General features: G+C 72.5%; 21 protein-coding genes and 1 pseudogene. 2 read left to right on the top strand and 20 right to left on the bottom strand.

The features are described from left to right. Positions 1-4: 4 nt before the first annotated feature. The 14 genes and pseudogenes from ABIH81_RS08695 to ABIH81_RS08760 all read right to left on the bottom strand — a co-directional run bounded on the left by ABIH81_RS08695 (position 5) and on the right by ABIH81_RS08760 (position 14,605). Positions 5-889 (bottom strand): DUF5926 family protein, encoded by an 885-nt coding sequence (locus ABIH81_RS08695; RefSeq protein WP_349879821.1) that lies wholly within the window; start codon positions 887-889, stop codon positions 5-7. A gap of 86 nt (positions 890-975) precedes the next feature. Continuing rightward, positions 976-1,425, bottom strand: coding sequence for an ATP-binding protein (locus ABIH81_RS08700; RefSeq protein ID WP_349879822.1), 450 nt, complete (start codon positions 1,423-1,425; stop codon positions 976-978). A 31-nt stretch (positions 1,426-1,456) separates the two neighbouring features. Then, complete coding sequence (locus ABIH81_RS08705; protein ID WP_349879823.1) at positions 1,457-2,911, bottom strand: ATP-binding protein; 1,455 nt, start codon at positions 2,909-2,911, stop codon at positions 1,457-1,459. Positions 2,912-2,987: 76 nt separating this feature from the next. Then, the gene (locus tag ABIH81_RS08710; protein WP_128137087.1) at positions 2,988-3,779 is read right to left on the bottom strand and encodes a glycerophosphodiester phosphodiesterase family protein; all 792 of its coding nucleotides are present in this window, start codon (positions 3,777-3,779) and stop codon (positions 2,988-2,990) included. 15 nt (positions 3,780-3,794) lie between these two features. Next, entirely contained in the window at positions 3,795-4,130 is a 336-nt protein-coding gene (locus ABIH81_RS08715; protein WP_013289303.1) for a rhodanese-like domain-containing protein, read from the bottom strand. Between the two features lie 28 nt (positions 4,131-4,158). Further along, a complete protein-coding gene (locus tag ABIH81_RS08720; protein ID WP_181726565.1) occupies positions 4,159-5,094 on the bottom strand; it encodes an LCP family protein in 936 nt (311 codons plus the stop codon). 179 nt (positions 5,095-5,273) lie between these two features. Further along, on the bottom strand, positions 5,274-6,485 hold the full coding sequence (locus ABIH81_RS08725) for an LCP family protein (RefSeq protein ID WP_128137090.1): 1,212 nt from the start codon (positions 6,483-6,485) through the stop codon (positions 5,274-5,276). 203 nt (positions 6,486-6,688) lie between these two features. Beyond that, positions 6,689-7,936: an LCP family protein gene (locus tag ABIH81_RS08730; RefSeq protein WP_334460968.1), complete on the bottom strand. Its 1,248-nt coding sequence runs from the start codon at positions 7,934-7,936 to the stop codon at positions 6,689-6,691. A 74-nt stretch (positions 7,937-8,010) separates the two neighbouring features. Next, on the bottom strand, positions 8,011-8,988 hold the full coding sequence (locus tag ABIH81_RS08735) for an NAD-dependent epimerase/dehydratase family protein (RefSeq protein WP_128138238.1): 978 nt from the start codon (positions 8,986-8,988) through the stop codon (positions 8,011-8,013). Between the two features lie 67 nt (positions 8,989-9,055). Continuing rightward, complete coding sequence (locus ABIH81_RS08740) at positions 9,056-10,729, bottom strand: cation acetate symporter (protein WP_349879824.1); 1,674 nt, start codon at positions 10,727-10,729, stop codon at positions 9,056-9,058. After that, positions 10,707-11,075 carry a DUF485 domain-containing protein gene (locus ABIH81_RS08745; RefSeq protein ID WP_349879825.1) on the bottom strand — a complete coding sequence of 123 codons (369 nt, stop codon included), beginning with the start codon at positions 11,073-11,075 and terminating at the stop codon, positions 10,707-10,709. Before ABIH81_RS08745 ends, ABIH81_RS08740 begins: the two co-directional genes overlap by 23 nt. 175 nt (positions 11,076-11,250) lie before the next feature. After that, positions 11,251-11,790 (bottom strand): annotated as a pseudogene (locus tag ABIH81_RS08750) (flavin reductase family protein); the annotation flags it as partial. A 371-nt stretch (positions 11,791-12,161) separates the two neighbouring features. Then, positions 12,162-13,856: an ABC transporter permease gene (locus ABIH81_RS08755; RefSeq protein WP_349879826.1), complete on the bottom strand. Its 1,695-nt coding sequence runs from the start codon at positions 13,854-13,856 to the stop codon at positions 12,162-12,164. Continuing rightward, positions 13,841-14,605, bottom strand: coding sequence for an ABC transporter ATP-binding protein (locus ABIH81_RS08760; protein WP_349879827.1), 765 nt, complete (start codon positions 14,603-14,605; stop codon positions 13,841-13,843). Before ABIH81_RS08760 ends, ABIH81_RS08755 begins: the two co-directional genes overlap by 16 nt. A gap of 151 nt (positions 14,606-14,756) precedes the next feature. Between ABIH81_RS08760 and ABIH81_RS08765 the strand changes: the two genes are divergently transcribed. Together ABIH81_RS08765 and ABIH81_RS08770 are read left to right on the top strand one after the other, a co-directional pair. Continuing rightward, positions 14,757-15,257: a SigE family RNA polymerase sigma factor gene (locus ABIH81_RS08765; RefSeq protein ID WP_349879828.1), complete on the top strand. Its 501-nt coding sequence runs from the start codon at positions 14,757-14,759 to the stop codon at positions 15,255-15,257. Beyond that, positions 15,250-16,107 (top strand): hypothetical protein, encoded by an 858-nt coding sequence (locus tag ABIH81_RS08770; RefSeq protein ID WP_349879829.1) that lies wholly within the window; start codon positions 15,250-15,252, stop codon positions 16,105-16,107. Before ABIH81_RS08765 ends, ABIH81_RS08770 begins: the two co-directional genes overlap by 8 nt. Positions 16,108-16,152: 45 nt before the next feature. Here the strand turns inward: ABIH81_RS08770 and ABIH81_RS08775 are convergent, their stop codons facing one another. The 6 genes from ABIH81_RS08775 to ABIH81_RS08800 all read right to left on the bottom strand — a co-directional run bounded on the left by ABIH81_RS08775 (position 16,153) and on the right by ABIH81_RS08800 (position 22,688). Further along, positions 16,153-17,793 (bottom strand): cation acetate symporter, encoded by a 1,641-nt coding sequence (locus ABIH81_RS08775; RefSeq protein WP_349879830.1) that lies wholly within the window; start codon positions 17,791-17,793, stop codon positions 16,153-16,155. Then, positions 17,793-18,143 (bottom strand): hypothetical protein, encoded by a 351-nt coding sequence (locus ABIH81_RS08780; protein WP_216936013.1) that lies wholly within the window; start codon positions 18,141-18,143, stop codon positions 17,793-17,795. Before ABIH81_RS08780 ends, ABIH81_RS08775 begins: the two co-directional genes overlap by 1 nt. A gap of 261 nt (positions 18,144-18,404) precedes the next feature. Next, entirely contained in the window at positions 18,405-19,067 is a 663-nt protein-coding gene (locus ABIH81_RS08785) for a DUF5701 family protein (RefSeq protein WP_349879831.1), read from the bottom strand. Between the two features lie 94 nt (positions 19,068-19,161). After that, the gene (locus tag ABIH81_RS08790) at positions 19,162-19,929 is read right to left on the bottom strand and encodes a LytTR family DNA-binding domain-containing protein (protein ID WP_013289288.1); all 768 of its coding nucleotides are present in this window, start codon (positions 19,927-19,929) and stop codon (positions 19,162-19,164) included. Next, positions 19,926-21,149, bottom strand: a complete 1,224-nt coding sequence (locus ABIH81_RS08795) for a histidine kinase (RefSeq protein ID WP_349879832.1) — start codon at positions 21,147-21,149, stop codon at positions 19,926-19,928. The genes ABIH81_RS08790 and ABIH81_RS08795 overlap by 4 nt, the downstream gene beginning before the upstream one ends. A 33-nt stretch (positions 21,150-21,182) precedes the next feature. Next, positions 21,183-22,688 (bottom strand): sugar transferase, encoded by a 1,506-nt coding sequence (locus ABIH81_RS08800; RefSeq protein WP_349879833.1) that lies wholly within the window; start codon positions 22,686-22,688, stop codon positions 21,183-21,185. Between the last annotated feature and the right edge of the window lie 262 nt (positions 22,689-22,950).

The raw sequence follows: 22,950 nt of genomic DNA on the forward strand, positions 1-22,950 counted from the left end.
GACGTCAGCGCAGCGTCAGCTGGCGGCCGAGCAGGCCCTGGCGGGCCCGGCGGCCGGCCGCGTCGAGCGGCTCCCGCTCCGCGACCGCCTCGGCGTAGCGCTTGGCGAACTCCGCCACCGGCGCCTCCCACTCGGCGGCCGGGGTGTCCTCCGGCAGATCCCAGACCGGCGCGAGGCGCCCGTGCGCCCGGAACATGCCCGCGAACTTCGTGTCGTCGCCGAGCGTCAGCGCGCCCCCGGCGGCGAGCCGGGACAGCGCGTCCAGCGCGGTGTCCTCGTCCTCCGGCAGGACCAGGCGGACGTGGGCCTTCTCCGGCACCTGGCACCAGTACGCGGCCCGCGCGGCGGCCAGCCGCACGGTCGGGTAGATCGCCGAGTTGGCCCGCTCCAGGGACGCCTGGACGTTCGGGTCGTCGGCGGCGCCCGGGTCGAGCCAGAAGTCGAACCCGTCGTGCATGCTGATCTCCAGCGGGCCGTCCACCAGGATGTCCTGGAGGCGGGGGCCCGGCCCGGGCAGCGGCGGCACGCTCACCTGGCCGCCCGGCTCGGTCCGCAGCGCGGAGATCAGCGCGTCGGCCAGGTCACGGGAGACGTCGCCGGACTGCTGGTGCCGTTGCAGGCCGATGAAGACCCGCCCGTCCGGCTTGGTCATCGCCGGGGCGGCCATCGGCAGCACGGTGGCCAGCGTGACCGGCCGGTCGCCGTACTCCTCGATCAGTTCCGGGGTCAGCCGCAGCGGCGCGGACGCGGCCGGGACCAGCTCGCGCAGGGCGATCCACTCCGGCTCGTCGGCGAGGCCCTCGAACGGCCGGGGGACGAAGACGTCGCGCACCTTCTCCCGCTTCGGGGTGGCCTCGACGGCCCGCTGGTTCTTCCGACGCTTGCTCATGCGCCCGCTCCGCTCCGCTCGCTCATGGCGAGACAGCCTAGATGCCGGGTCTCGGCGGTGGGGGCCGGACCCGCCCGCCGCGTCGGTCAGCCGGCGGCGACCAGGTCCGTCCGCTGCGCCGGGACCGGGTCGAACCGGGCCCACACGCTCTGGCCCAGGCCGTCGCGCTCCACGCCCCAGCCGCTGGCCAGCCCGGCGACGATGTGCAGTCCCCGCCCGTCCGCCGCGTCCGGCGAGGCGGCCCGCATGCGCGGACCGGCGCCGGCACCGCCGTCGGTGACCCGGAGTACGACGCTCGGCCCCTGCTCGGTCGGGCGCAGCCGCCAGGCGACCCGGACGACGCCGCCGGGCAGCGCGTCGGCGTGCCGGACCGCGTTGCCGACCAGTTCGGCGAGGACCGCGACCAGGTCGGCCACCAGGATCGGGGGTACGACACCGGTCAGCTCGTCGGCGAGCCGGTGCCGGGCCAGGCGCGCGCCGATGGCGTCGTGAGGCACCACCACGCACCACGACCGTTCGGCCGGACCAGTCGACACGTCGTTCCTTCCCCGCCCGTGAGCGCCCCGGTCAACCCCGGGGCAGCCGCACCTCTGCGACCGTACCGCCACCGGCTCTGGGCCGGAGGGATACCCATCCATTCTGCTGTTCAACGATCTGGCGGACGAGATAGAGACCGAGCCCGGCGCCGGGATACCGGCGGCGGTCGCCGGACTCACCCTGCCAGAACCGGTCGAAGGCCCGCTCCACGTGTTCCGGCCGGATGCCGATGCCCCGGTCGGCCACCCGGAACGAGACGGTCCGCTCGTTCGCCTCGGCGGTGATCTCGATCGGCGTGTCCGGCAGCGAGTACTTCCCGGCGTTGGTGCCCAGTTCGGTGAGCACAGTGGCGAGGCTGTGCCGGTCGCCGAGCGCCTTGGGCAGGTCGGCGGGCAGGTCGAGCACGACCCGGTGCCGGACGTCCGCCGGCAGGTCGGCCACCGCCGCCCGCAGCGCGTCGACCAGGTCGAACGGCGCGGCCGGTTCACCACCGGGGCGGTTCTCGGTGGCGGCGGTCAGCAGCCGGTCGACCAGGCGGGCCAGTTCGTTCGCGCGCTGGCCGATGATCCGGGCGGCCTGCCTCCGGTCGCCGTCGCTCAGCGAGTCCCAGTGGTCGGTGAGCGTGTCCGCGTACCCCTTGATCACGGTGACCGGGGTACGCAGCTCGTGGCTGGTCACCGCGACGAACAGATCCCGGTCGTGGTCGCGCCGCTGCTGGTCGGTGGTGTCGCGGAAGCTGACCACCCGCAGCGCGTTCGGGCCGGGCAGCTCGCCGGAGGTGATCCGCAGCCAGCGGCCGTCCGGCAGCCGGTGGTCGAGCACCTGGCCGGGCGGCGGCAGCGGGAACGGCAGCGGACGGCTCAGCGCCTCCTCCGCCGGCCGGCCGGTCACCTGGGCCGCGGCCGGGTTCCAGAGCCGGACCCGCCCGTCCCGGTCCACCACCGCCAGTCCGTCGGCGAGCGCCGCCACGACCGGGCCGTCACCGTGTACGGGCAGGCCGGTCTGATCGCCGTACATGTGGGCGACGCACGCGGCGATGTAGCCGATGACGGCGCGTTGCGAGGGTTGCAGCGGCTCGCCCAGCGGGTAGAGCGCGTGCAGGCTGCCGACTGTGAGCCCGCCGATCTCGGCGCGCGCCACGATCATCCGGGAGAGTCCCCGGCCGGCGACCTCGTCGGCGAGCGCGCCAGGGATCGCGTCGACCCGGACCTCCCGCACCGGCGGCCCGGCGAGCAGGCAGACGGTGGCCGGGTCGGTGGCGGGCAGCGGGCGGCCGAGGACGAACTCGGCGCGGCCGGTCGCCGCGATCACCCGCCCCCCGGCCGGGGTGAACTCCACGAAGACCAGGCCGGCCGCGCCGACCGCCGGTTCGACCTCGCGGAGCAGACGGGTGAGCACGGCGAGACCGGACTCGCCCGAGTTGATCATGTTGATCACTGCGGTGTGGCCGGCGATGACGGCGGGGTAGTCGGTTCGCTCCGGCATGTCCCGAGTGTGCCGCGCCGTCCGCGTCCGGGACACCCCCGGCCGGTCGACCGTCCCCGGTACCGATCGACGGGACTCACCGGCCCAACCGGGCCAGCGCGTGGGCCGGCCGGTCCGTGATCACCCCGTCCACGCCGGCTTCGAGCACGAGTTCCAGGTCTTCCGGCTCGTTGACGGTCCAGACGTACACCGAGTTGCCGGCGGCGCGCAGCGCGGGGACCAGGCGCGGGCGGGCCCGGACGAGGTCCACGCCGGGGCCGGCGATCCGGGCGCCGAACGGCAGCCGGCCCAGCGGCAGCAGGCGCGGCAGCACCTCCAGCAGCAGCACCGTGGGCAGCGCCGGGGCGAGTTCCCGGATCCGGCGTACGGCGAGCGGCGAGAACGACATCACGGTCACCTGGACCGGATGGTCCGGGCGGGGCTCGGCCAGCCCGTACCGGCGCAGCATCTCGACCAGGCGGCGCTCGACGTCGCCCCGGTAACGGGACGGGTGCTTCGTCTCGATCAGCAGCCGGACCGGCCGCCCGGCGGCCAGCACCGCGTCGAGCAGCCGCTCCAGCGTGAGCAGCCGGGTGTGCGACTCGTCGAGCGGCGCGTCGTCCTCGGCGAGCGTCGCGGCCCGATGCCAGGAGCCGAAGTCGAGCGCCTCCAGCTCGGCGAGCGTCCGCGCGCTGACCAGCCCACGGCCGTTGCTGGTGCGGTCCAGCCGGCGGTCGTGCACGCAGACCAGGTGCCCGTCGCGGGTCAGCCGGACGTCGCACTCCAGCCCGTCCGCGCCCTCGTCGAGCGCGCGCAGGTAGGCGGCGAGCGTGTGCTCCGGCAGGTCGTACGAGGCACCGCGATGGGCGAAGACCAGGGGGACGGTCATGGCCGCGTCACCGGCTCAGGCGACCCGGCCCGGCTGCCCGTCGTCGGTGACCACCGGACGGCCGGCGGCGGCCCAGTCGCCCATCCCCCCGTCGACGTTGCGCACCTGGTCCCAGCCGTTGCGCATGAGGTAACCGACCACCTGGGCGGAACGTCCGCCCGAGCGGCAGATCACCGCGACGTCGCGGTCCTGCGGGATCTCGGCGATCCGGGCGGGCAGCTCGGTCATCGGCAGGTGATGGGCGGCCGGCGCGTGGCCGGCGGCCCACTCGTCGTCCTCCCGGACGTCGAGCAGGTAGACGTCGTCGGGCACGGCCGACGCGGGGACGCTGGGTAGTGAGGCTCCGAACACGGTCACCAAGCCTAGTCGCCCACGCCGCTCACAGCCGGTTGACCCAGCGCGGGTTGGCGCCGGCCCACTCCGGCACGCGCGTGTCGCGCAGCGCGGTGAACAGCCCGCCGCCGCCGTTGTCCAGCACCACGTACGAGACGCCGTCGATGGTCTGCGGGTAGGAGGGCACCTGGACCCCGCGCAGGGCGTCCGCGGGCAGGCCGCGCAGCGCGAACAACAGCTCGTCCAGGGGTACGCCGTTGGTGTCCACGGTCAGTGCCCCGCCGGCCGCGCGGAGCACCCGGTCCAGCTTGACCGGGTCGCTGCGCAGCCGCGTCTCACCCGCCCGGTCGAGCACCGCCCGCAGCATCTGCTGCTGGTGCCGCTGCCGGTCGTAGTCGCCGCCGGGCAGGTCGTAGCGCTGCCGCACGTAGTCGAGCGTCCGTGCGCCGTCCATCTGCTGGCAGCCGGCGTCGAACTGGTGCCGGGTGTGGATCGAGCGCACCGGCGTGTCCACGCACATCCGGATGCCGCCGAGCTGGTCGATCACCTGCTTGAAGCCGGAGAAGTCGACGAGTGCGGCCCCGTCGAAGCGGATGCCGGTGAGCCGGCTCAGGGTGGTGCTGAGCAGCCGCGCGCCGCCCTCACCGCCGCCGCCGTGCTCGTACGCGGCGTTGACCTTGTCCTGGCCGCCGGGGAAGCCCGGTGCCGGGGGGAGCGCCACCAGCAGGTCGCGCGGCACGGAGATCAGGTACGCCTGCCGCATCCCGGCCGGTACGTGCACGATCAGGATGCTGTCGGAGCGCTGGTCCTCCGGGTTCGCGCCGGGCCGGTGGTCCGAGCCGATCAGCAGGTAGTTGAGCGCGCCGTCCAGGTCTGTCCGCTTGTTCCGGGCGGCCGGGTCGAGCAGTTGCTCCTTGGCCACGGTGCGGTCGTAGCGCGAGGTGAGCCAGTGTAGCCCGGCGACGCCGAGCGTGGCGAGCAGGACCAGGACGAGCCCGGTGCCGAGCAGGAACCGGGCCCAGCGGGCGGGTCCACCCCGCCCGCGTCGGTTCCGTGCTGGCCTGGACGTGACGATCCCCCCGTAGCCGCGACATGAGACCCGCTCACGTCAGGCTACGGGGGGATCGGCCGACCGGTATCGCTTTCGCGCAGGTCAGCAGGTCATTTACGGGTCGAGAGGACGTCCGGGTTGTTCACCACGAACTCGGCCAGCTTGTCGTTCTTGACCGCCCTGAACATGTCCATGCTGACCTCGTTGAGGATCTCCCGGTTGCCGTTGCCGTTGAAGGTGCCGCCGTTGGTGCGGAGCATGACCAGGTCGTTGCCGGTCACACCCTTCATGGTGAAGATGAAGTCCTCGATCGACACACCGCCGGTGTCCAGGACGAACGCCTTGCCGGCCGCCTTGATCAGCGCGTTCAGCTTGATCGGGTTGGTCAACGTCCCGCTCTGGCTCGCCTTCTTCGCCATCGCCTTGATCAGTTGCTGCTGATTCTGCTGCCGGTCGTAGTCGCCGTTGCGGAGTGTCTTGCGCTGCCGGGAGTAATCCAGCGCCTGCCACCCCTCCATCTCCTGGCAACCCTTCTTGTAGCTCACCGGCTTCATCCTCTTGCCGGTCTTCTTGGCGTCCGCGTTCCACATCGGCTTGCCGTCGACGTACGACATGTGCAGCGAAGAGACGTCCTGGGTCACACAGATGTTGACCGTGCCGATCGCGTCGATGACGTTCTTGAAGCCGCCGAAGTTGATGATCGCGGCGCCGTCGAAGCTGATGCCGGTCATGCCCTTGATCGTCTTGGCCATGAGCTGGGCACCGCCCTCCCAGCCGCCGCCGTTCTGGGCGCCGTGGAAGAAGGCCGCGTTGATCTTGTCGACGCCGCCCCGGTAACCGCTCTTCTCAAAGGCCGGGATGCGGGCCTCGGTGTCCCGGGGGATCGAGATCAGGTACGCCTGGTCGTGGCTGGCCGGGATGTGCAACACGATGATCGTGTCCGACCGGACGTCGTCGGCGGCCCAGCGGGCCCGCGCGTCCACGCCGAGCAGCAGCATGTCGATCGGGCCTTCGAGGCTGTTGCCGCCCTCCGCCTCGGTCTTGCCCGCCTCGCCGAGAAGATTGCGCTGGGCGATGTTGCTGGTGGCCTGGCCGATGACCGCCTTGCTGCCGACGATCGCGACGCCGCTGGTCACCATCAGCACCGCGCCGAGCACCAGGGTGAGCTTGGCCCAGAGCGGGTCCTTGCGCTTGGTGCGCTTCTTCTTGCCACCGCCGGGACCGCGACCGCCGGAACCGGGCTGTGTGGGGATGACCGGAGGGACCCGCCCGGATGATCCGGGTGCCGGTGACTGCGGGCGACGGCTGGTCTGGACCGACATGCGTGCTCCAGCTCGGTGATCGGGGGCGGGACCACTTTACGTATCTGTTCCCGTTCTCGCGACCTCGTAGGGGCGCAATTCCCGTCAATACCGGACGACATCTTCGGGTTGTGGCCGAACGGGCAGGGGTAAGGAGCCGGTCGGCGGTTGGCCTCCGTGGCGGCGAGGTCCTAGCGCTCGGGACCGGTCATGTGGTGCCGGCGTCAGCCGCCCGCGTTGTCGCCCGAACCCTTCTGGTTCGCCTGCATCCACTCGGCCATCCGGTCCGCGGCGATGGCCTTGTACATCGCCAGCGCCTTCTCCCGGTCGGAGACCACCACCGACTGGCCGTCGATGGTCTGTCCGCCCAGGTGCGGGCTGGTGACGAACGTCAGGTTCTCACCCCGCAGGCTGCGGAACTGCACTGCCATGTCGGTCAACGAGAATCCCTGGTCGACCGTGACGGCGGCGGTGACCGCCTTGAGGAAGTCGTTCAGCTTCTTGGGATTGGTGAGCGTCCCGGTGCTCGCCGCCTTGTCCATCAGCGCCTTCAGGAACTCCTGCTGGTGCCGCATCCGGGCGAAGTCGCCGTCCGGGAACTGCTTGCGCTGCCGGACCCAGTCCAGCGCCTCGGCGCCGTTCATGTGGTTCACGCCCTTGGTGAACGTCCGGTACGGCTTGTGGATCGAGGTGATGGTCCGCTCCACCTTGAGGTCCACCCCGCCCAGGGCGTCGGTGACCTCCTTGAAGCCGCCGAAGTCGATGGCCATGACGTGGTCGATCCGTACGTCGGTGAAGCACTCCACGGTCTTCACCGCGAGCGGCAGGCCGCCGAACGCGAACGCCGCGTTGATCTTGTTGCGCGAGCCGGAGTCGCAGGACGCGCCCGCGCTCTCCGGGATCGGCACGTACAGGTCACGCGGCACCGAGACCAGGTAGGCGCTCTTGTGGTCGGCCGGGATGTGCATGACGATCACGGTGTCCGCGCGCCACTTGCCGCTCCCGTCGACCGGGGCGTCCGGATCCCGCGAGTCACTGCCCACGAGCAGGATGTTGAACGCACCCTCGACCTGCTTGGCCGGCCGTCCACCGGTGATCCCGGCGAACGGGTCGGTGCGCGCCAGGTCGTCGTCCAGGTTGCGGGCGTAGAACCAGGCGCCGAGGCCGCCGAGCAGCGCCAGCACCAGCACCGCGACGCCGGCTACCAGGCCGATGCGCCCCCAGCGCGGCCGGGGGCCACGCCGCCCGGGCCCGCCCGGACCACCGCCGCCCGGACCACCGGGGCCGGTCGGCCCCACCGGACCGCCGGGACCGCCCGAGCGGGGCGCCTCGTCGTGTGCGGGGTACCACCTGGTTTCCGAGGGCCGGGCGCGCCCGGTGGTGGCCCGGCCGGAGCCGGGAACCTGGGCGCGGCCCGCGCCCCGGCTCAGGTGGCGGGGGATCGGGGCGCCGGCAGACGAGGTCGCTGACATGTAACCGAGGGTAGGTCGGCCGGGCCACCGACGCCCTCGTACGCGCGCCGGTGTCAGCCGCGTCCCCGTCGGGTTCAGTACCCGAGCCGCCCGCGGAAGTACTCGATCGTGCGTCGGAGGCCGTCTTCGGGCGTGACGCTCGGCTCGTATCCGAGCAGTTCGCGGGCGAGGGTCAGGTCCGGGCGGCGCATCTCCGGGTCGTCCGAGGCCCGAGTGATGTAGCTCACCTCGGACGTGCTGCCGGTGAGTGACACGATCGTCTCGGCCAGTTGCCGCATCGACATCTCGTGCTCGGTGCCGCAGTTGATCGGGCCGGTCTCGGTCGAGTCGAGCAGCAGCAGGATGCCGCGCACCAGGTCGTCGACGTAGCAGATCGAGCGGGTCTGGTTGCCGGTGCCGTGCACCGTGATCGGCTCGCCGCGCAGCGCCTGGGAGATGAACGTCGGGATGGCCCGGCCGTCGTCCGGGCGCATCCGCGGACCGTACGTGTTGAAGATCCGTACGATCGCGGTGTCGGTGCCCCGGCTGCGGTGGTAGGCCATGGTGGCCGCCTCGGAGAACCGCTTCGCCTCGTCGTAGACGCTGCGGATGCCGATCGGGTTGACGTTGCCCCAGTACGTCTCGCGCTGCGGGTGCTCCTTCGGGTCGCCGTACGCCTCGGAGGTGGAGGCCATCAGGAACCGGGCGCCGTCGTCGGTGGCCCGCTCCAGCAGCGCCAGCGTGGCCACCGAGCCGACCCGGAGGATCTCCACCGGCAGCTTCTCGAAGTCGGTGGGGCTGGCCGGGGACGCCATGTGCAGGATCGCGTCGAACCGCTCGGTCATCGCCGGGTGGTTCGGCAGGCCGTCGGAGATGTCCGCCTCGACGAGCGTGAAGGTCGGCCGGTCCAGCAGGTGGGCGACGTTGTCCTTGGACCCGGTGACGAAGTTGTCCAGCACCACGACGTCGCAGCCGCGCTCGACGAGCCGGTCGACCAGGTGGGACGGTACGAAACCGGCGCCGCCGGTGACGAGGATGCGGTGTCCGGTTCCGAAGCGGGGAGCGACCTTCATGGCGGTCAGCCTATACACGCGAGGCGGGGCCCCCGCGTAAGGCAGGGGCCCCGCTCGACCGTGGTGATCAGTGGGCGCCGGCTCCGGTGAGCGAGCGCACCTCCAGTTCCGCGTACTTCTCCTCGTCGCTCTCCTTGGACAGGATCGTGCCGAGCCAGCCGCACAGGAAGCCGAACGGGATCGAGATGATGCCCGGGTTCGACAGCGGGAACCACTGCCAGTCGTGGTCGGGGAACATCGCCGTCGGCGCGCCGGAGACGACCGGCGAGAAGAAGACGAGCACCACGGCGGCGAGCAGGCCGCCGTAGATCGCCCAGACCGCGCCCGAGGTGTTGAACCGCTTCCAGAACAGGCTGTAGAGGATCGCCGGCAGGTTGCCGGATGCGGCCACCGCGAACGCCAGCGCGACCAGGAACGCCACGTTGAGGTTCTGCGCGTAGATCGACAGAACGATCGAGACCGTGCCGATCACCAGCGCGGAGATGCGGGCGACAGTCACCTCCTGCCGTTCCGACGCCTGCCCGTTCTTCATCACGTTGGCGTAGAAGTCGTGCGCCAGGCTGGACGACGACGCCAGGGTGAGCCCGGCGACCACCGCGAGGATCGTGGCGAACGCGACCGCCGCGATGATCGCCAGCAGTGTCGCGCCGCCCAGGTTCCCGCCGAGGAAGTCCACCCCCAGCGCCTCGGCGAGCTGTGGTGCCGCGGTGTTGCCCGCCTTGTCCTGCTCGGTGATCGCCTGCCCGCCGACGATCGCCGCCGCGCCGAAGCCGAGCGCCAGGGTGAGCAGGTAGAACGTGCCGATGATGCCGATCGCCCAGAGCACGCTCTTACGGGCCGCCCGCGCGGTCGGCACGGTGTAGAAGCGGATCAGGATGTGCGGCAGGCCGGCCGTACCGAGGACCAGCGCGATGCCCAGCGAGAGCAGGTCCATCTTGCTGTAGAACGTCTTCAGCGCGTCGCCGGGCGTCTCCACGCCGTAGCGCAACCCGGGTTCGAGGAACGCCGCTCCCTTGCCCGAGGCGCTGGCCGCGTCACCGAGCAGCGAGGAGAGGTTGAACTTGTACTTGGCGAGCACCAGCAGCGTCATCGCCAGCGCGCCACCCATCAGCAGGAACGCCTTGACGATCTGCACGTACGTGGTGCCCTTCATGCCGCCGACCGTCACGTAGATGATCATCAGGGCGCCGACCATGATGATGGTGGCGACCTTGGCGGTGTCGGCGTCCATGCCGAGGAACGTGGTGCCCGGCTTGATGCCGAGCAGCAGCGCGACGAGCGCGCCCGCGCCGACCATCTGGGCCAGCAGGTAGAAGATCGACACCGTGATGGTGGAGACCGCCGCCGCGGTCCGCACCGGCCGCTGCCGCATCCGGAACGCCAGGACGTCCGCCATCGTGTACCGGCCGGAGTTGCGCAGCAGCTCGGCCACGAGCAGCAGCGCCACCAGCCAGGCGACCAGGAAGCCGATCGAGTAGAGGAAGCCGTCGTAGCCGTAGAGCGCGATGATGCCGGCGATGCCCAGGAAGGACGCCGCCGACATGTAGTCGCCGCCGATCGCCATGCCGTTCTGGAAGCCGGAGAAGGAGCGGCCGCCGGCGTAGAAGTCGGTGGCGGTCTTGGTCTGCCGGCTGGCCCAGACGGTGATCGCCAGCGTGATCGCCACGAAGACCAGGAACAGCGTGATGGTGAGGTTCCGGGCGGTGGTGCTGCCCGCCTCAGCCGCGAGGACCGTGTTCATGGGTCACCTCCCCCATCTCGTCGCGGATCCGGTCGGCGACCGGGTCGATCCGGCGGTTGGCGAACCGCGAGTAGAGCCAGGCGATGACGAACGTGGAGACGAACTGGAGCAGGCCGAAGACCAGGGCGACGTTGATGTCGCCGATCAGCTTCGTGCCCATGAATCCCCGCGCGTACGCGGAGAGGATGACGTAGAGCGCGTACCACAGGAAGAATGCGACGGTCATCGGGAAGACGAAGCCGCGTAGCGCGCGACGCAACCCGGCGAACTCGTCCGACCGCTGGACGGCGAGGTACCGTTCCGCCGCCGACTCGGCGGGTGCGGACGCGGGTGTGTCCGTGGACATCTGTGGATCACCACCTTCGCAGGCGTGGGGGAGTTTCGCGCACGGTAGAGAGCGCGCTCCCGGCCCGGGAAGGCTCCGCCGCCGGGCGGCGGACGGCTGCGCCGAACGGCATCCCCACTGCGCCCAGTGACCCACATCACTCCGCTAACCGGTCACCCCGACGGAGCGGAGAGGGTCAGCCGGGGAGGTCGTGGTAGCGGCCCCGGTAGTGCAGTAGCGGGGGTGTGTCCCGGGGGAGGTCCACCGACTCGATAGTGGCCTCGACCAGCAGGCTCCAGCCGTACTCGCGGGCGGTCTCCAGGCGGCAGCCCGCCCACCCGCCGGCGTCCGCCGGCACCGGGCCGTACGGCGTCTCGGTCCAGGTGCCGATCGCGAACAGGCCGCCGGGCGACGGGAACAGGCCGGCGAAGCGGTCGGCGAGCTGCCGGTGCTGCGGGCCCAGCGGGGCCACCGCGAACCGTCCGGCCTCCTCGATCGCCGCCCACAGGTCCGACTCCGGGTCGATCAGGCCGAGCAGCCGGTCCGGCTCGCCCTCGGCCACGAGCGTGGAGGAGACGGTCAGCCCGGCCGGACCGGGCGCGGTCCAGAGCGTCACCGGGGCGGCCAGCCGCCCGCGCAGCCGGCGTACCGGCGAGCGTTGCGCGGCCGGCGCCGCGAACGGATCGGTGGAGTGGATCTGCGCGCCCGGCTCTGGATTCACGTGGAACATTGTGCCGCCGTACCGGCGCAGGAACGCAGGCCGGCAGCGGAAGTTGTACCGCCACGTCGCGATCGTGGTGCCGGGCTCCGGGCCGGGCGCGAAGCGCCAGCCGCCGCCGAACCGCTCGAAGAACCACGGTCCGCGCACCATCTTCATGCCGACGTTCGTCGGCGGCGACCAGGAGACGTACTCGCTGACCATGACCAGGCCGTGCCTGGAGCGGGTGTACGTGCGCACGCCCCGGCCGGGCCGCGTCGCGCCGTCGACGAAGTGCTGCTCGCGGACGAACGGATCCCAGCGGTAGCGCACCGGGGCGGTGGTCTGGGAGACGGCGAACGCCAGCTCCGGCGGAACCCGGACCGTGGTGACCGCTTCGACGACAGGCATCAGCGCCTCGGCGTGACGGCGGCCAGCAGCTCCGGCTGCCGGTGGTCGAGCGTGTCCCCCGCCATGTACGCGCCGAGCAGTGCCGCGCCCCCGCCGTACGCCAGGCCGACCGGCAGCGCCAGCCAGAGCCACACGTCGCCCAGTAGCGCGGCGGCCACCACGAACGGCACCGCCACCACCGCCGAGCCGACCATGGAGACCAGGGTGAGCAGGCCCTTGGTGAATCCCGCGCCGCTGTTCATGGCGAACGGGTTGCTCGACTCGGGCAGCGAGTACGCGCCGAGCACGGAGACGAACGCGTTGATCGCCAGCCCGCAGCCGTACGCGGCGAACAACGCGCCACCCATGACGCCGAGCCATTCGGGCCGGCCGAGGACGACCGCCAGCGCGACCGCGATCACGACGAGCATCGGCACCACGTAGATCGAGAACGCGGCCATCCGGGCCCGCAGCTCCACCCGCCCGGGCACACCGGCGATCAGGTTCGCGGCGTACGAGCTGCCGTCGAAGCCGAACTGGTTGGCGAGCGTCACCGACGCGAGCGCCCCGACGACGATCATGGTGAGGCTGACCAGCGCCGGCGACGAGTCGGCGGTGGCCTGCTCGAACGCGGCGCCGCCCTCGGACAGGAACGCGGGGCCGCCGAGGTTGACCATCAGCGGCACGAACACACCGACCACGGCGACGGTGATCAGGTTGGCCCGTCGCCGGGCGTCCCGCCACCAGTAGCGGCACTCGCGGGCGACGAGCGCGCCGAACCGGTCCCGCCGGGTCCAGCCCACCGCGCGGGGGAAGAGCTGCGCGACCGCGCCGCCGGCCACGCCGCGCGGCGTCCGCGCGGGGCCGCTGCTCGCGGTGCCCACCATCGCCGACTCCAACGACCGGGACCACCAGAGCAGGAGTACGCCGAGCGTCGCGACCGCGATCAGCAGCTTCACCACGGCGGCGCCGGCCCGGCCCTCCGCCACGTCGACACCGGCGGTCCACGGTGCGCCGAACGGCGTCCAGCCGACCACCCGGGCCGGACCGTCCAGCCGGTCCCAGTCGGTCTGCCGTACCGCGGCGAGCACCAGCAACTGCAACGGCCCGAGCAGGGCGGCCAGCACCGCGAGCAGCACGGCGGCCAGGTCGCGTACCCGGCGGGAGCGCAGCATCGTCGCGAAAGCGCTTGTGATCGCGCGGGCGCCGGCCAGGCAGACGAGCAGCCCGAGGACCACGCCGAGCGCGCCGACCAGGGCGGCGGCCCATCCGCCGAGCGCACCGGCGGTGACCACCAGCCCGGCCGCCGTGATCGCCGTCGCCAGGGCCGGCACGCTGACCAGGGCGGCGGCCAGCAGGCCGGTGACCAGGGTGCGGCGGGACAGCGGAAGCAGCGCGAACCGGGCCGGGTCGAGTGTCTCGTCCACGCCGAAGAAGACGAGCGGCAGGAGCAGCCAGCCGAGCGTCAGCACGCCACCGCCGAAGGCGGCGATCATCAGCGCGTACCGGGACTCACCGGCCAGCCCCGGCGCGGCCAGCAGGAAGAACCCGACGGCGGCGAACCAGAGCCCGAACAGCAGGCCGAGGACGAACAGCGCGACCCGCCAGGTCTGGCCCCGGAAGTTGTTGCCGAGCACCCGCAGCTTGAGCCGGACGAAGTGCCAGGGCGACACGCGCCGGGCCGGACGCTCGGGGACGGTCACCGGGACAGCCACGACAGCTCCTCGCCGGTCGCGGTCCGGCCGCCGACCACCTCCACGAAGACGTCCTCCAGCGACCGGTCGCCGCGCACCTCGGCCAGCGTGCCGACCCGCTTGATCCGGCCCTCGGCCAGGATCGCCACGTGGGAGCAGAGCCGCTCGACCACCTCCATCACATGGCTGGAGAAGATCACCGTGCCGCCGCCGCTGACGTACCGGTGCAGGATGTCGCGGATCAGCGCCGCCGAGACCGGGTCGACCGCCTCGAACGGCTCGTCCAGCACCAGCAGGCGCGGACCGTGCAGCAGCGCGCAGGCCAGCCCGATCTTCTTCTTCATGCCCGCCGAGTAGTCGACCACGAGCGTGCGGCCGGCGTCGGAGAGCGCCAGCACGTCGAGCAGATCCGCCGCCCGCTGGTCGACCACCGCCGGGTCCATGCCGCGCAGCAGACCGTGGTACGCCAGCAGCTCCGCCCCGCTCAGCCGGTCGAAGAGGCGTACGCCGTCCGGCATCACGCCGAGCAGGCTCTTGGCACGGACGGGGTCGGCCCAGACGTCGTACCCGAGCACCCGCGCCTCACCGGCGTCGGGCCGCAGCAGGCCGACGGCCATGGAGAGGGTGGTGGTCTTGCCCGCTCCGTTCGGGCCGAGCAGGCCGTAGAACGAGCCGGTCGGCACGGCGAGGTCGACTCCGGCCACCGCGACCTTGGTGTCGAAGCGCTTGGCCAGACCACGAAGGGAGAGCGCCGGGTGCTGATCGGTCATGGTCCGACCGTATCGGGCTCCGGCCAGCGGCTGCTCGGGCGGCAGGATGATCTCGCGTCATCCCTGAGAGGTACGAGTCGGATCACCGACGGCCGGCAACCGACGACGGGGGCGGTGGGTGTCAGTCGCAGGGACGGCAGCGGGGAGAGACATGGATTCGGACAGTGGGTTCGAGGAGTTCTACCGGAACAGCAGACAACGCGTGGTGACGGTGCTGTACGCGCTCGGCGGCGACCGGGCCGAGGCGCAGGACGCCGCCCAGGAGGCGTACGCGCGGGCCTGGCAGCGCTGGTCGCAGGTCAGCGAGTACGACGATCCGGAGGCGTGGGTCCGTACCGTCGGCCACCGCCTGCTGGTCAACCGGTGGCGCAAGGTTCGCAACAGCGTCGTCGCCTACCGGCGGCACGGACCACCACCACCCGTGCGGCCACCCTCGGAGAACACCGTGGCGCTGGTCGCCGCGCTGCGGCAGCTCTCCGCGGACCAGCGGCAGGCACTCGTTCTGTACCACCTGGCCGACCTGTCGGTCGCGGAGATAGCCGCGCAGACCGGTGTGCCCAGCGGCACGGTCAAGGCTCGCCTCTCCCGGGGCCGCAAGGCCCTCGCCGCCCTGCTCGACATGACCCTGCCGGAGGAGATCCGCAATGCCTGATCCGATCTTCTCGGACCTGTACCGGGACACCGAGCACCTCGTCTGGGCACCCACCGAGCAGGTGCGCCGCCGAGGTCGGCAGCGGACGCGGCGTACCCAGATCGCCGCCGGCCTGGCCGCCGCGGTGGCGGTGGGCGTCGTCGCGTCGGGTGTGGCGCTGGCCCGTCCCGACGCCGCACCGCCACCCCCCGTGCCCCCGGCGACAGTGGTTCCCACCACGCCGGCACCCGCGCCCACGCCCAGTTCCACGCCGTCGGCCGAGCCGTCCGCGAGCGGGACGCCGACGCCGGACCGCACCACAGGAGGGCCGGCCGCCGCCATCGGCGGCGGGCCGACCAGCCGTCCGCCGAGCCGGACGATTCCGGCGGCGGCGATGCTCCAGCTCGCCGACCTGCCGACGGGCTTCACGATGACGACGAAGGTGGACGGTGACTGGTCCCTGGAGTCCGTGACCATCTACTGCGACAACGAGTCGCCGGCGCTGAACGCCGGTCAGGTGGCGAGCAGGTCGGTGCAGTTCGACTCGCCCAGTGACTGGATCGTCGAGCGGGTGACGCGGCACTCGGGTACCTCGGCCACCACGGTCATGCAGCGGGTCCGCCAGCTGGTCACGGGCTGCGAACCGACCCGGCCGGGCGACTCGCTGTCGATCCTCGCCGAGTCGCTCGGCGGTGACGACGCGGTGCTGGTGGGCAGCGAGATCGAGGGGACGCCCGCCCGATGGGTCGTGGTGCGGCAGGGCGACCTCGTGGCGCAACTGCGGGTCGACCACCAGACCACGCCGAGCGAGGCCAGGCGCGTCGTCGGGTGGGTGGTGAACCGCCTCTGTGCCGGCACCGACAGCTGCTGACGGGCGCTCGGCTGTGGGGCGGGGCCGGTGCGAGCGGGCCCCGCCTCACAGGCGCAGCGACTCCGGGGTGTGCAGGCGGAGCATGGTGGCGCCGACGTCGCGGGGCAGCCGCCGCCGGCTCGCCGTCGACACCACCACCATGACGGTGAACGCCAGCGGCACCGTCCACGCGGCCGGCTGGGTGGTGAGCGTCGCCGGCCACCCGGTCAGCGGCGGGCCGAGCACGGTGAGCAGCACCGCGCCGACCGCCGCGCCGCCGCCGACCAGCACCCCGGCGGCGGCGCCCAGATCGGTCAGGCCGCGCCACCAGATGCCGAGCACCAGCAGCGGGCAGAAACTCGACGCGGCCACCGCGAACGCCAGCCCCACCACCTGCGACACGTCCAGCCCGGAGACGTTCAGCGAGAGCGCCGCCGGCACCCCGCCGGCGATCACGGTGGCGATCCGGAAACCGCGTACCGACCCGCGTCCCAGCACGTCCGTGGAGATCACCCCGGCCACGCTGGTGAGCAGGCCGGACGAGGTGGACAGGAACGCCGCGAACGCGCCGGCGGCGACGAGCGCGGCGAGCAGCCGGCCGGTGGTGCCGTCGCCGAGCGACGCCCCGGGCAGCAGCACCACCACCGCGTCGGTCTGGCCGCTCACCAGCAGTTGCGGCGTGTAGATGCGGCCCAGCACGCCGTACACGGTGGGCAGCAGGTAGAAGACGCCGACGAGCGCCAGCACCACGAGCGTGGTGCGGCGGGCGGCGGCGCCGTCGGGGTTGGTGTAGAAGCGGACCAGCACGTGCGGCAGGCCCATGGTGCCGAGGAACGTGGCCAGGATCAGCGAGTACGTGGCGAACAGTCCCCGGTCGTCCTCGCCCGCCGTGTCCGGCAGCAGCCATTCGGTGGCGCCGGTCGCCGCGCCGGACACCTCCGGCACCGGGTCACCGGCGGCGAACTCGAGGCGGTCGCCGGGGCGTACCTCCCGGATGTCGCCGCCGGGCAGGGTGAGCGTCGCGCGGTGCTCGACCACGACCGTGGTCGCGGTCCGGAACGTCGGCCCGTCGGGCGGGGTCACCGCCGGGCGGGCGTCGGCCTGCCACTGCAACGCCAGGAAGATCGCGGGTACGGCGAGCGCGGTGAGCTTCAGCCAGTACTGGAACGCCTGCACGAACGTGATCGCCCGCATGCCGCCCAGCGCCACGTTCGCGGTCACCACCACGGCGACGAGCAGCGCGCCGAGCGGGTACGGCGAGCCGGTGAGCGTGGCGAGTGTCAGCCCGGCGCCCTGCAACTGTGGCACCAGGTAGAGCCAGCCGATGAAGATCACGAAGACGGTGGCGAGCGTCCGCAGCCGGCGCGAGCCGAGCCGTACCTCGCAGAAGTCGGGCAGCGTGAACGCGCCGGAGCGGCGCAGCGGCGCGGCCACGAACAGCAGCAGCGCGAGGTATCCGGCGGCGAAGCCGACCGGGTACCAGAGCACGTCCACGCCGTACTTGAGGATCAGTCCGGCGACGCCGAGGAAGCTCGCCGCCGACAGGTACTCCCCGCCGATCGCGGCGGCGTTCCAGGTCGGGCTGACCGCCCGGGACGCGACCAGGAAGTCCGAGGTGGTCCGGGCCAGCCGCAGCCCGTAGAACCCGATGCCGACGGTGACCAGGGTGACGGCGACGATCGCCGGGACCACGTAGCCGTTGGACATCAGCGTTCCGGCCGTCGGATCAGGTCGACGAAGTCCTGCTCGTTGCGTTCCGCCAGCCGCACGTACGCCCAGCCGACCACGATCAGGAACGGGAAGGACACGACGCCGAGCAGCAGCCACGGCAGGTTGACCCCGAGCACCGTGACCCGGCCGACCGTGGGCGCGATGGCGAACAGCCAGGGCAGTCCGCCGAGGCCGATCAGCACCAGCAGGCTGAGCCGGAGCGCGAGGGAGAGCTGGGCGCGCATCAGCCCCTGCACGAGCGTCTCGCCGACCGGGGTCTGCTGGGTCAGCTCGGATCGGGTGCGGTCGGCCGGGTCGCCCGTCCGGGAGACCTCGGCCAGCACGATCCGGGTCCGCTTCGGCGCGGCGGCCGGCGGCGGCCCGCTGCCCGGCTCGGCGGGCGGTGGGAACGCGCGCGGGCCGGGAACCGGGACGGCCCCGGCGGGCCGCCCCGTCAGATGCTGTTCCTCGGCTCCGGTCACCCCCGGCAGTCTCGCCCGCTCAGCGGGAATGTCAAGAGCACGGTTCCGAGCCCTGTGTACAACCTGTGGATAACGCTTCACGGTTGTGGATAACCCGGTGGATGACGTGGAGTCGTTGTGGACAGGTCAGTCCAGCCCTACCCGTACCGGGTTCGCGGTCGCCGAGCCGAGCCAGGTGTGCGGGTTGCCGAACCAGCACCAGCCGAGCTTCGGCGCGCCCTGGCTGATCCACAGCGCGGGCACCCGCCGGTCGCCGCAGCGCGACCCCACGAGCGAGAAGCACCTGTTGCTCGCCAGCGCCTGCGGGTGCAGCGTGACGAACGCCAGCCCCTCGTCGATGGTGATCGGCAGGCGGTCCTTCGCGGTCATGTCCTCGAGCGCGCCCGACGGCGGCACGTTGCGGTACTCCTCGCCCCGGTCCACGTCGAAGATCAGGTACGCGGGACCGGGCGGCACCTCCAGCTCCTTGATCGGGTGGAACCTGGGCAGGTCGTCGGCGGGGAAGTTCCGGTCCAGGACGCCGGTCTTGCGCTTGCCGGCGAGCGTGGTGAGCGCGATGCGTTCCGGCACCGGTACCAGCTCCCGCGTGGTCACCAGCAGGAACGGCACCCGCGCGTCGGTGGGCCCGGCCAGCCCGGCGGTACCGGTCACGGCCGCGTCGCGCAGCGGGGTGAGCAGCGCCCGGAACTCCTCCTCGGTCCGCCCGGCCAGCGCCGGGTAGCCGAGCTGGACGAGCCGGTCGAGCTGGCGGTCGAATTCGGTAGCGGCGTCGAAGCGGTCGTCGGACATGCGGCCCCCCACCCTGTCGTACGGTCTGCCGTACATTGTACGCCAGTGCGCGACAGCGACAAGCCGGCGGCCGCGCCGCCGGCGACCTCGCCCCTCAGCGGCTCCAGTCCTGTTTCGCGGCGCGTACCAGCTTGTCCTTCAGCTCCCGGGTGTGCCGGCGGCTCACCGGCAGCTCGGATCCGTCGATCACCACCACGTAGCCGGAGTTGACCAGCCGCAGCTCGGCGATGAGCCGCAGCTGCACCAGGTAGGAGCGGTGGATCCGGACGAACCCGGCGTCGGCCCAGCGCTCGGCCAGCGTCGCGAGCGAGACCCGGACCAGGTGCGACCCCTCCGCCGTGTGCAGCCGCGCGTAGTCGCCCTGCGCCTCCACCCACCGCACCGCCGAGCGGGGCAGCATCCGGGTGGTGCCGGCCAGCTCGATCGGGATCGTCGGATCCTCCTCGGCCCGGGCCAGCGCGGCCGGGTGCGACGGCACCACCCGGGAGCCGATCACCCGGCGCAGCGACTCGGCCAGCCGCTCGGCGCGTACCGGCTTGCGCACGTAGTCGGTGGCGCCCAGGTCGAACGCGTCCACCGCGCCGTCGTCGTACGCGGTGACGAACACGATCGCCGGCGGACGGGCGAACCGGCGCAGCACCCGGGCCAGCTCCATGCCGTCCAGCCCCGGCATCCGGATGTCGAGGAACACCACGTCCACGTCGTCGTCGCGCAGCACACGCAGCGCCTCGGTCGCGTCCCCAGCCGTGTGCAGCCGGGCCACCCGAGGATCGGCGCGCAGGTGGTACGCCAGCTCGTCGAGCGCGGGCGGCTCGTCGTCCACCGCCAGCACCCGGAGGAATCCGGTGCCGGTGACGGTCACGACGACGCCCGGACGCCGGGGTGGAACTTCGGTACACGCATGCTGACCTTCGTACCCGAACCCAGGCCGGTCTCCACGACCAGGCCGAACCCGTCGCCGAAGACCGACCGGAGCCGTTCGTCGACGTTCGAGAGGCCGACGTGCTGCCCCGGGTCGTCGGCCGGGTCGCCGGCCGCACCCGACACCTCGGCGATGCCGGCGGTCAGCGTCGTCGGATCCATCCCCACCCCGTCGTCCTCCACCGTGATGTGACACTCCGCGCCCGCGTCCCGGGCCTCGATGCTCACCATGCCGGTGCCCGGCTTGCGGGACAACCCGTGGCGGACCGCGTTCTCCACCAGCGGCTGGAGGCAGAGGAACGGCAGCGTCACCGGCAGCACCTCCGGCGCGATCTGCAGGCGCACCTGGAGCCGCTCGCCGAAACGCGCCCGTTCGATGGTCAGGTAGCGGTCGATCGAGCGCAGCTCCTCGGCCAGCGTGGTGAACTCGCCGTGCGCCCGGAACGAGTAGCGGGTGAACTCGGCGAACTCCAGGATCAGCTCCCGCGCCCGCTCCGGGTCGGTGCGCACGAACGAGCCGATCGCGGTGAGCGCGTTGTAGATGAAGTGCGGGCTGATCTGGGCGCGCAGCGCGCGTACCTCGGCCCGCGCCAGCCGCTCCCGCGACGACTCCAGCTCGGCCAGCGCGAGCTGGTCACCCGCCCAGTGCGCGGTCTCCAGCGTCGCCTGCACCAGACCCGGGGCCGGGCGCTCGTCGGCCACCGCCACCAGCGCCCCGACCACCCGCCCGTCCGCGCGCAGCGGCGCCACCACCGCGCCGCGTACCGGGCAGTCGACCAGGTCGCAGCGCAGGTCCGACTCGCCCAGCACGGTCGAGCGCCCGCTGTCGGCCGCCCGCCGGGCCGCCGCGACCAGCTGGTCGCCGTGGTGCGCGCCCTGCCCGTCGACCGCGAGCAACGCGTCCCGGTCGGTCAGCGCCAGCCCGGCCGCGCCCACGAGGGCCCGCAGATGGCGTACGGCCTTCGCCGCGTCCGCCGCGGTCAGGCCGGCGCGCAGCGGCTCGGCGGCGAGCCCCGCCGTGTGCAGCACCTCGTACGTGGCCCGCTGCGTGGCGGTGGCGATGCCCCGCCGGCCGCGCAGCCGCAGCACCGCCCAGAGCGCCGCGGCCAACGCGGTGATCAGCGAGACGACGGCGAAGACGGCGGAGAGGTTGCCACCCACGCAGCGATCCTGCCGGGTGCCGGCCCGGTAGCGCTAGTACGCGCCCTTGCGAGCAAGCACCACGCCCACGGTCCGCCACAGGATGCTCAGGTCGTACGCCAGCGACCAGTTGTCGACGTAGTAGAGGTCGAGCCGGACCGCCTCGTCCCAGGACAGGTCGGAGCGGCCGGAGACCTGCCACAGACCGGTCATGCCCGGCCGGACCAGCAGCCGGCGCCGCACGTCGCCGAGGAAGTCGCCGTCGTCGGCGGGCAGCGGGCGCGGGCCGACGAGCGACATCTCGCCCCAGAGCACGTTGATCAGCTGGGGCAGCTCGTCCAGCGACGTGGCACGCAGGAAGCGGCCCACCGGGAAGACCCGGGGGTCCTGCTTCATCTTGAACAGCATGCCGTCGGTCTCGTTCCGGTCGACCAGGCCGGCCAGCCGCTCCTCGGCGTCCACGTACATGGTCCGGAACTTCCAGACCCGGAACGTCCGCCCCTCGTGGCCCACGCGGGGCTGGCGGAAGAAGACCGGCCCGGGGTCGGAGATCCGGATCGCGACGGCGATGGCGAGGAAGAGCGGGACCAGCAGCAGCAGGCCCAGCCCGGCGGCGACCCGGTCCATCAGGTTCTTGGCCAGCAGCGCCGGCCCGGACAGGGTCGGCTCCTCGACGTGCAGCAGCGGCAGGCCCTCGATCGGGCGGATATGCACCCGGGGACCGGCGATGTCGGTGAGCTGGGGCGCGACCACCAGGTCGACGCCGGAGCCCTCCAGCTGCCAGGCCAGCCGGCGCAGCTCGCCCGGCTCGGCGCTGGCCGAGCCGCAGACCGCGATCGTGTCGCCGCCGACCTCACGCACCAGCGCCAGGACGTCGCGGCCCGCGTACACCGGCACCGGGGTCTCCAGGCCGCGCGCGGCGGCGTACCCGTCGGTGAGGTGGATGGCCACCGGCACCAGGCCGACGGACGGGTTCCGGGTGACTGTGGTGTAGACCTCCAGGCACTCCGGAAGCGTGCCGACGAGCACCATCCGGTGCCCGGCGTGGCCGGCGCGGCGGCGCAGCGCGTGCAGGCAGGCCCGGGCGACCATGCGGCCGAGCAGGATCAGCAGCAGGGCGCCGAGCAGCGCGAAGCCGACCGTCCACCGGGAAAGGGTGGTCTTCGTGGCGAAGGCGAGGAACGAGACCGTCGCGGCGACCGCCACGCCGCCGCGGATCACCCGCTTGAACTCGTCCGGGCCGAGGCCCAGGTAGCGCCGGTCGTAGGCCCGGTTGCCCCAGAGGATGAGCACCCAGCCGAGCGGCAGGAGCACGAACGCCACGGTGTAGAACCACGCCTCGGGCGCGTCCCGGAAGCCGGAGGCGGCCTGCTCGAAGATCTGCACGGCCAGGAAGCTGGCCAGGGCGGCCGCGCCGAAGTCGAGCAGCAGCAGGAATGCGATGTAGGGCCGGTGCCACCGGGAGACCCGGCGCCGGGCTCGGGCCCACGCCGACCGGGGTACGCCGTTGTGCGACGGCGGAGTCGGCGGCTGGATCTCAAAGCTGTCGACGTGCCGCACGCTCTTGCTCCGGCCTCTGTCGGTTACCGGGCGCTGGAGGCTTGTCGTCACCTCAACCCATGTCCTCCCGCATGACCCGCGTCCTCACTCGGCGTGAGGGCCCGGGTCGCTCACCGTCCCAGTCTCCCACGCGGGCCCGGCCCGGACCGGCCCCCGCGAGGAAGCCGTTCCGCTGGTGCTCGGTGAGATCTGGCCGGCTCCGAATCAGTTGTGAAGCCGGGGACCGAGCCACTATACCGATGGATGACGGCTCGGGTAGAGG

The organism is Micromonospora sp. HUAS YX12 (assembly GCF_040215685.1).
GTDB classification, from domain to species: domain Bacteria; phylum Actinomycetota; class Actinomycetes; order Mycobacteriales; family Micromonosporaceae; genus Micromonospora; species Micromonospora tulbaghiae.

Coding starts and splice junctions, on each gene's coding strand:
- ABIH81_RS08695 (WP_349879821.1), bottom strand. CDS start 889: ATGAGCAAGCGTCGGAAGAACCAGCGGGCCGTCGAGGCCACCCCGAAG.
- ABIH81_RS08705 (WP_349879823.1), bottom strand. CDS start 2,911: ATGCCGGAGCGAACCGACTACCCCGCCGTCATCGCCGGCCACACCGCA.
- ABIH81_RS08710 (WP_128137087.1), bottom strand. CDS start 3,779: ATGACCGTCCCCCTGGTCTTCGCCCATCGCGGTGCCTCGTACGACCTG.
- ABIH81_RS08725 (WP_128137090.1), bottom strand. CDS start 6,485: ATGTCGGTCCAGACCAGCCGTCGCCCGCAGTCACCGGCACCCGGATCA.
- ABIH81_RS08730 (WP_334460968.1), bottom strand. CDS start 7,936: ATGTCAGCGACCTCGTCTGCCGGCGCCCCGATCCCCCGCCACCTGAGC.
- ABIH81_RS08735 (WP_128138238.1), bottom strand. CDS start 8,988: ATGAAGGTCGCTCCCCGCTTCGGAACCGGACACCGCATCCTCGTCACC.
- ABIH81_RS08740 (WP_349879824.1), bottom strand. CDS start 10,729: ATGAACACGGTCCTCGCGGCTGAGGCGGGCAGCACCACCGCCCGGAAC.
- ABIH81_RS08745 (WP_349879825.1), bottom strand. CDS start 11,075: ATGTCCACGGACACACCCGCGTCCGCACCCGCCGAGTCGGCGGCGGAA.
- ABIH81_RS08760 (WP_349879827.1), bottom strand. CDS start 14,605: ATGACCGATCAGCACCCGGCGCTCTCCCTTCGTGGTCTGGCCAAGCGC.
- ABIH81_RS08765 (WP_349879828.1), top strand. CDS start 14,757: ATGGATTCGGACAGTGGGTTCGAGGAGTTCTACCGGAACAGCAGACAA.
- ABIH81_RS08770 (WP_349879829.1), top strand. CDS start 15,250: ATGCCTGATCCGATCTTCTCGGACCTGTACCGGGACACCGAGCACCTC.
- ABIH81_RS08775 (WP_349879830.1), bottom strand. CDS start 17,793: ATGTCCAACGGCTACGTGGTCCCGGCGATCGTCGCCGTCACCCTGGTC.
- ABIH81_RS08785 (WP_349879831.1), bottom strand. CDS start 19,067: ATGTCCGACGACCGCTTCGACGCCGCTACCGAATTCGACCGCCAGCTC.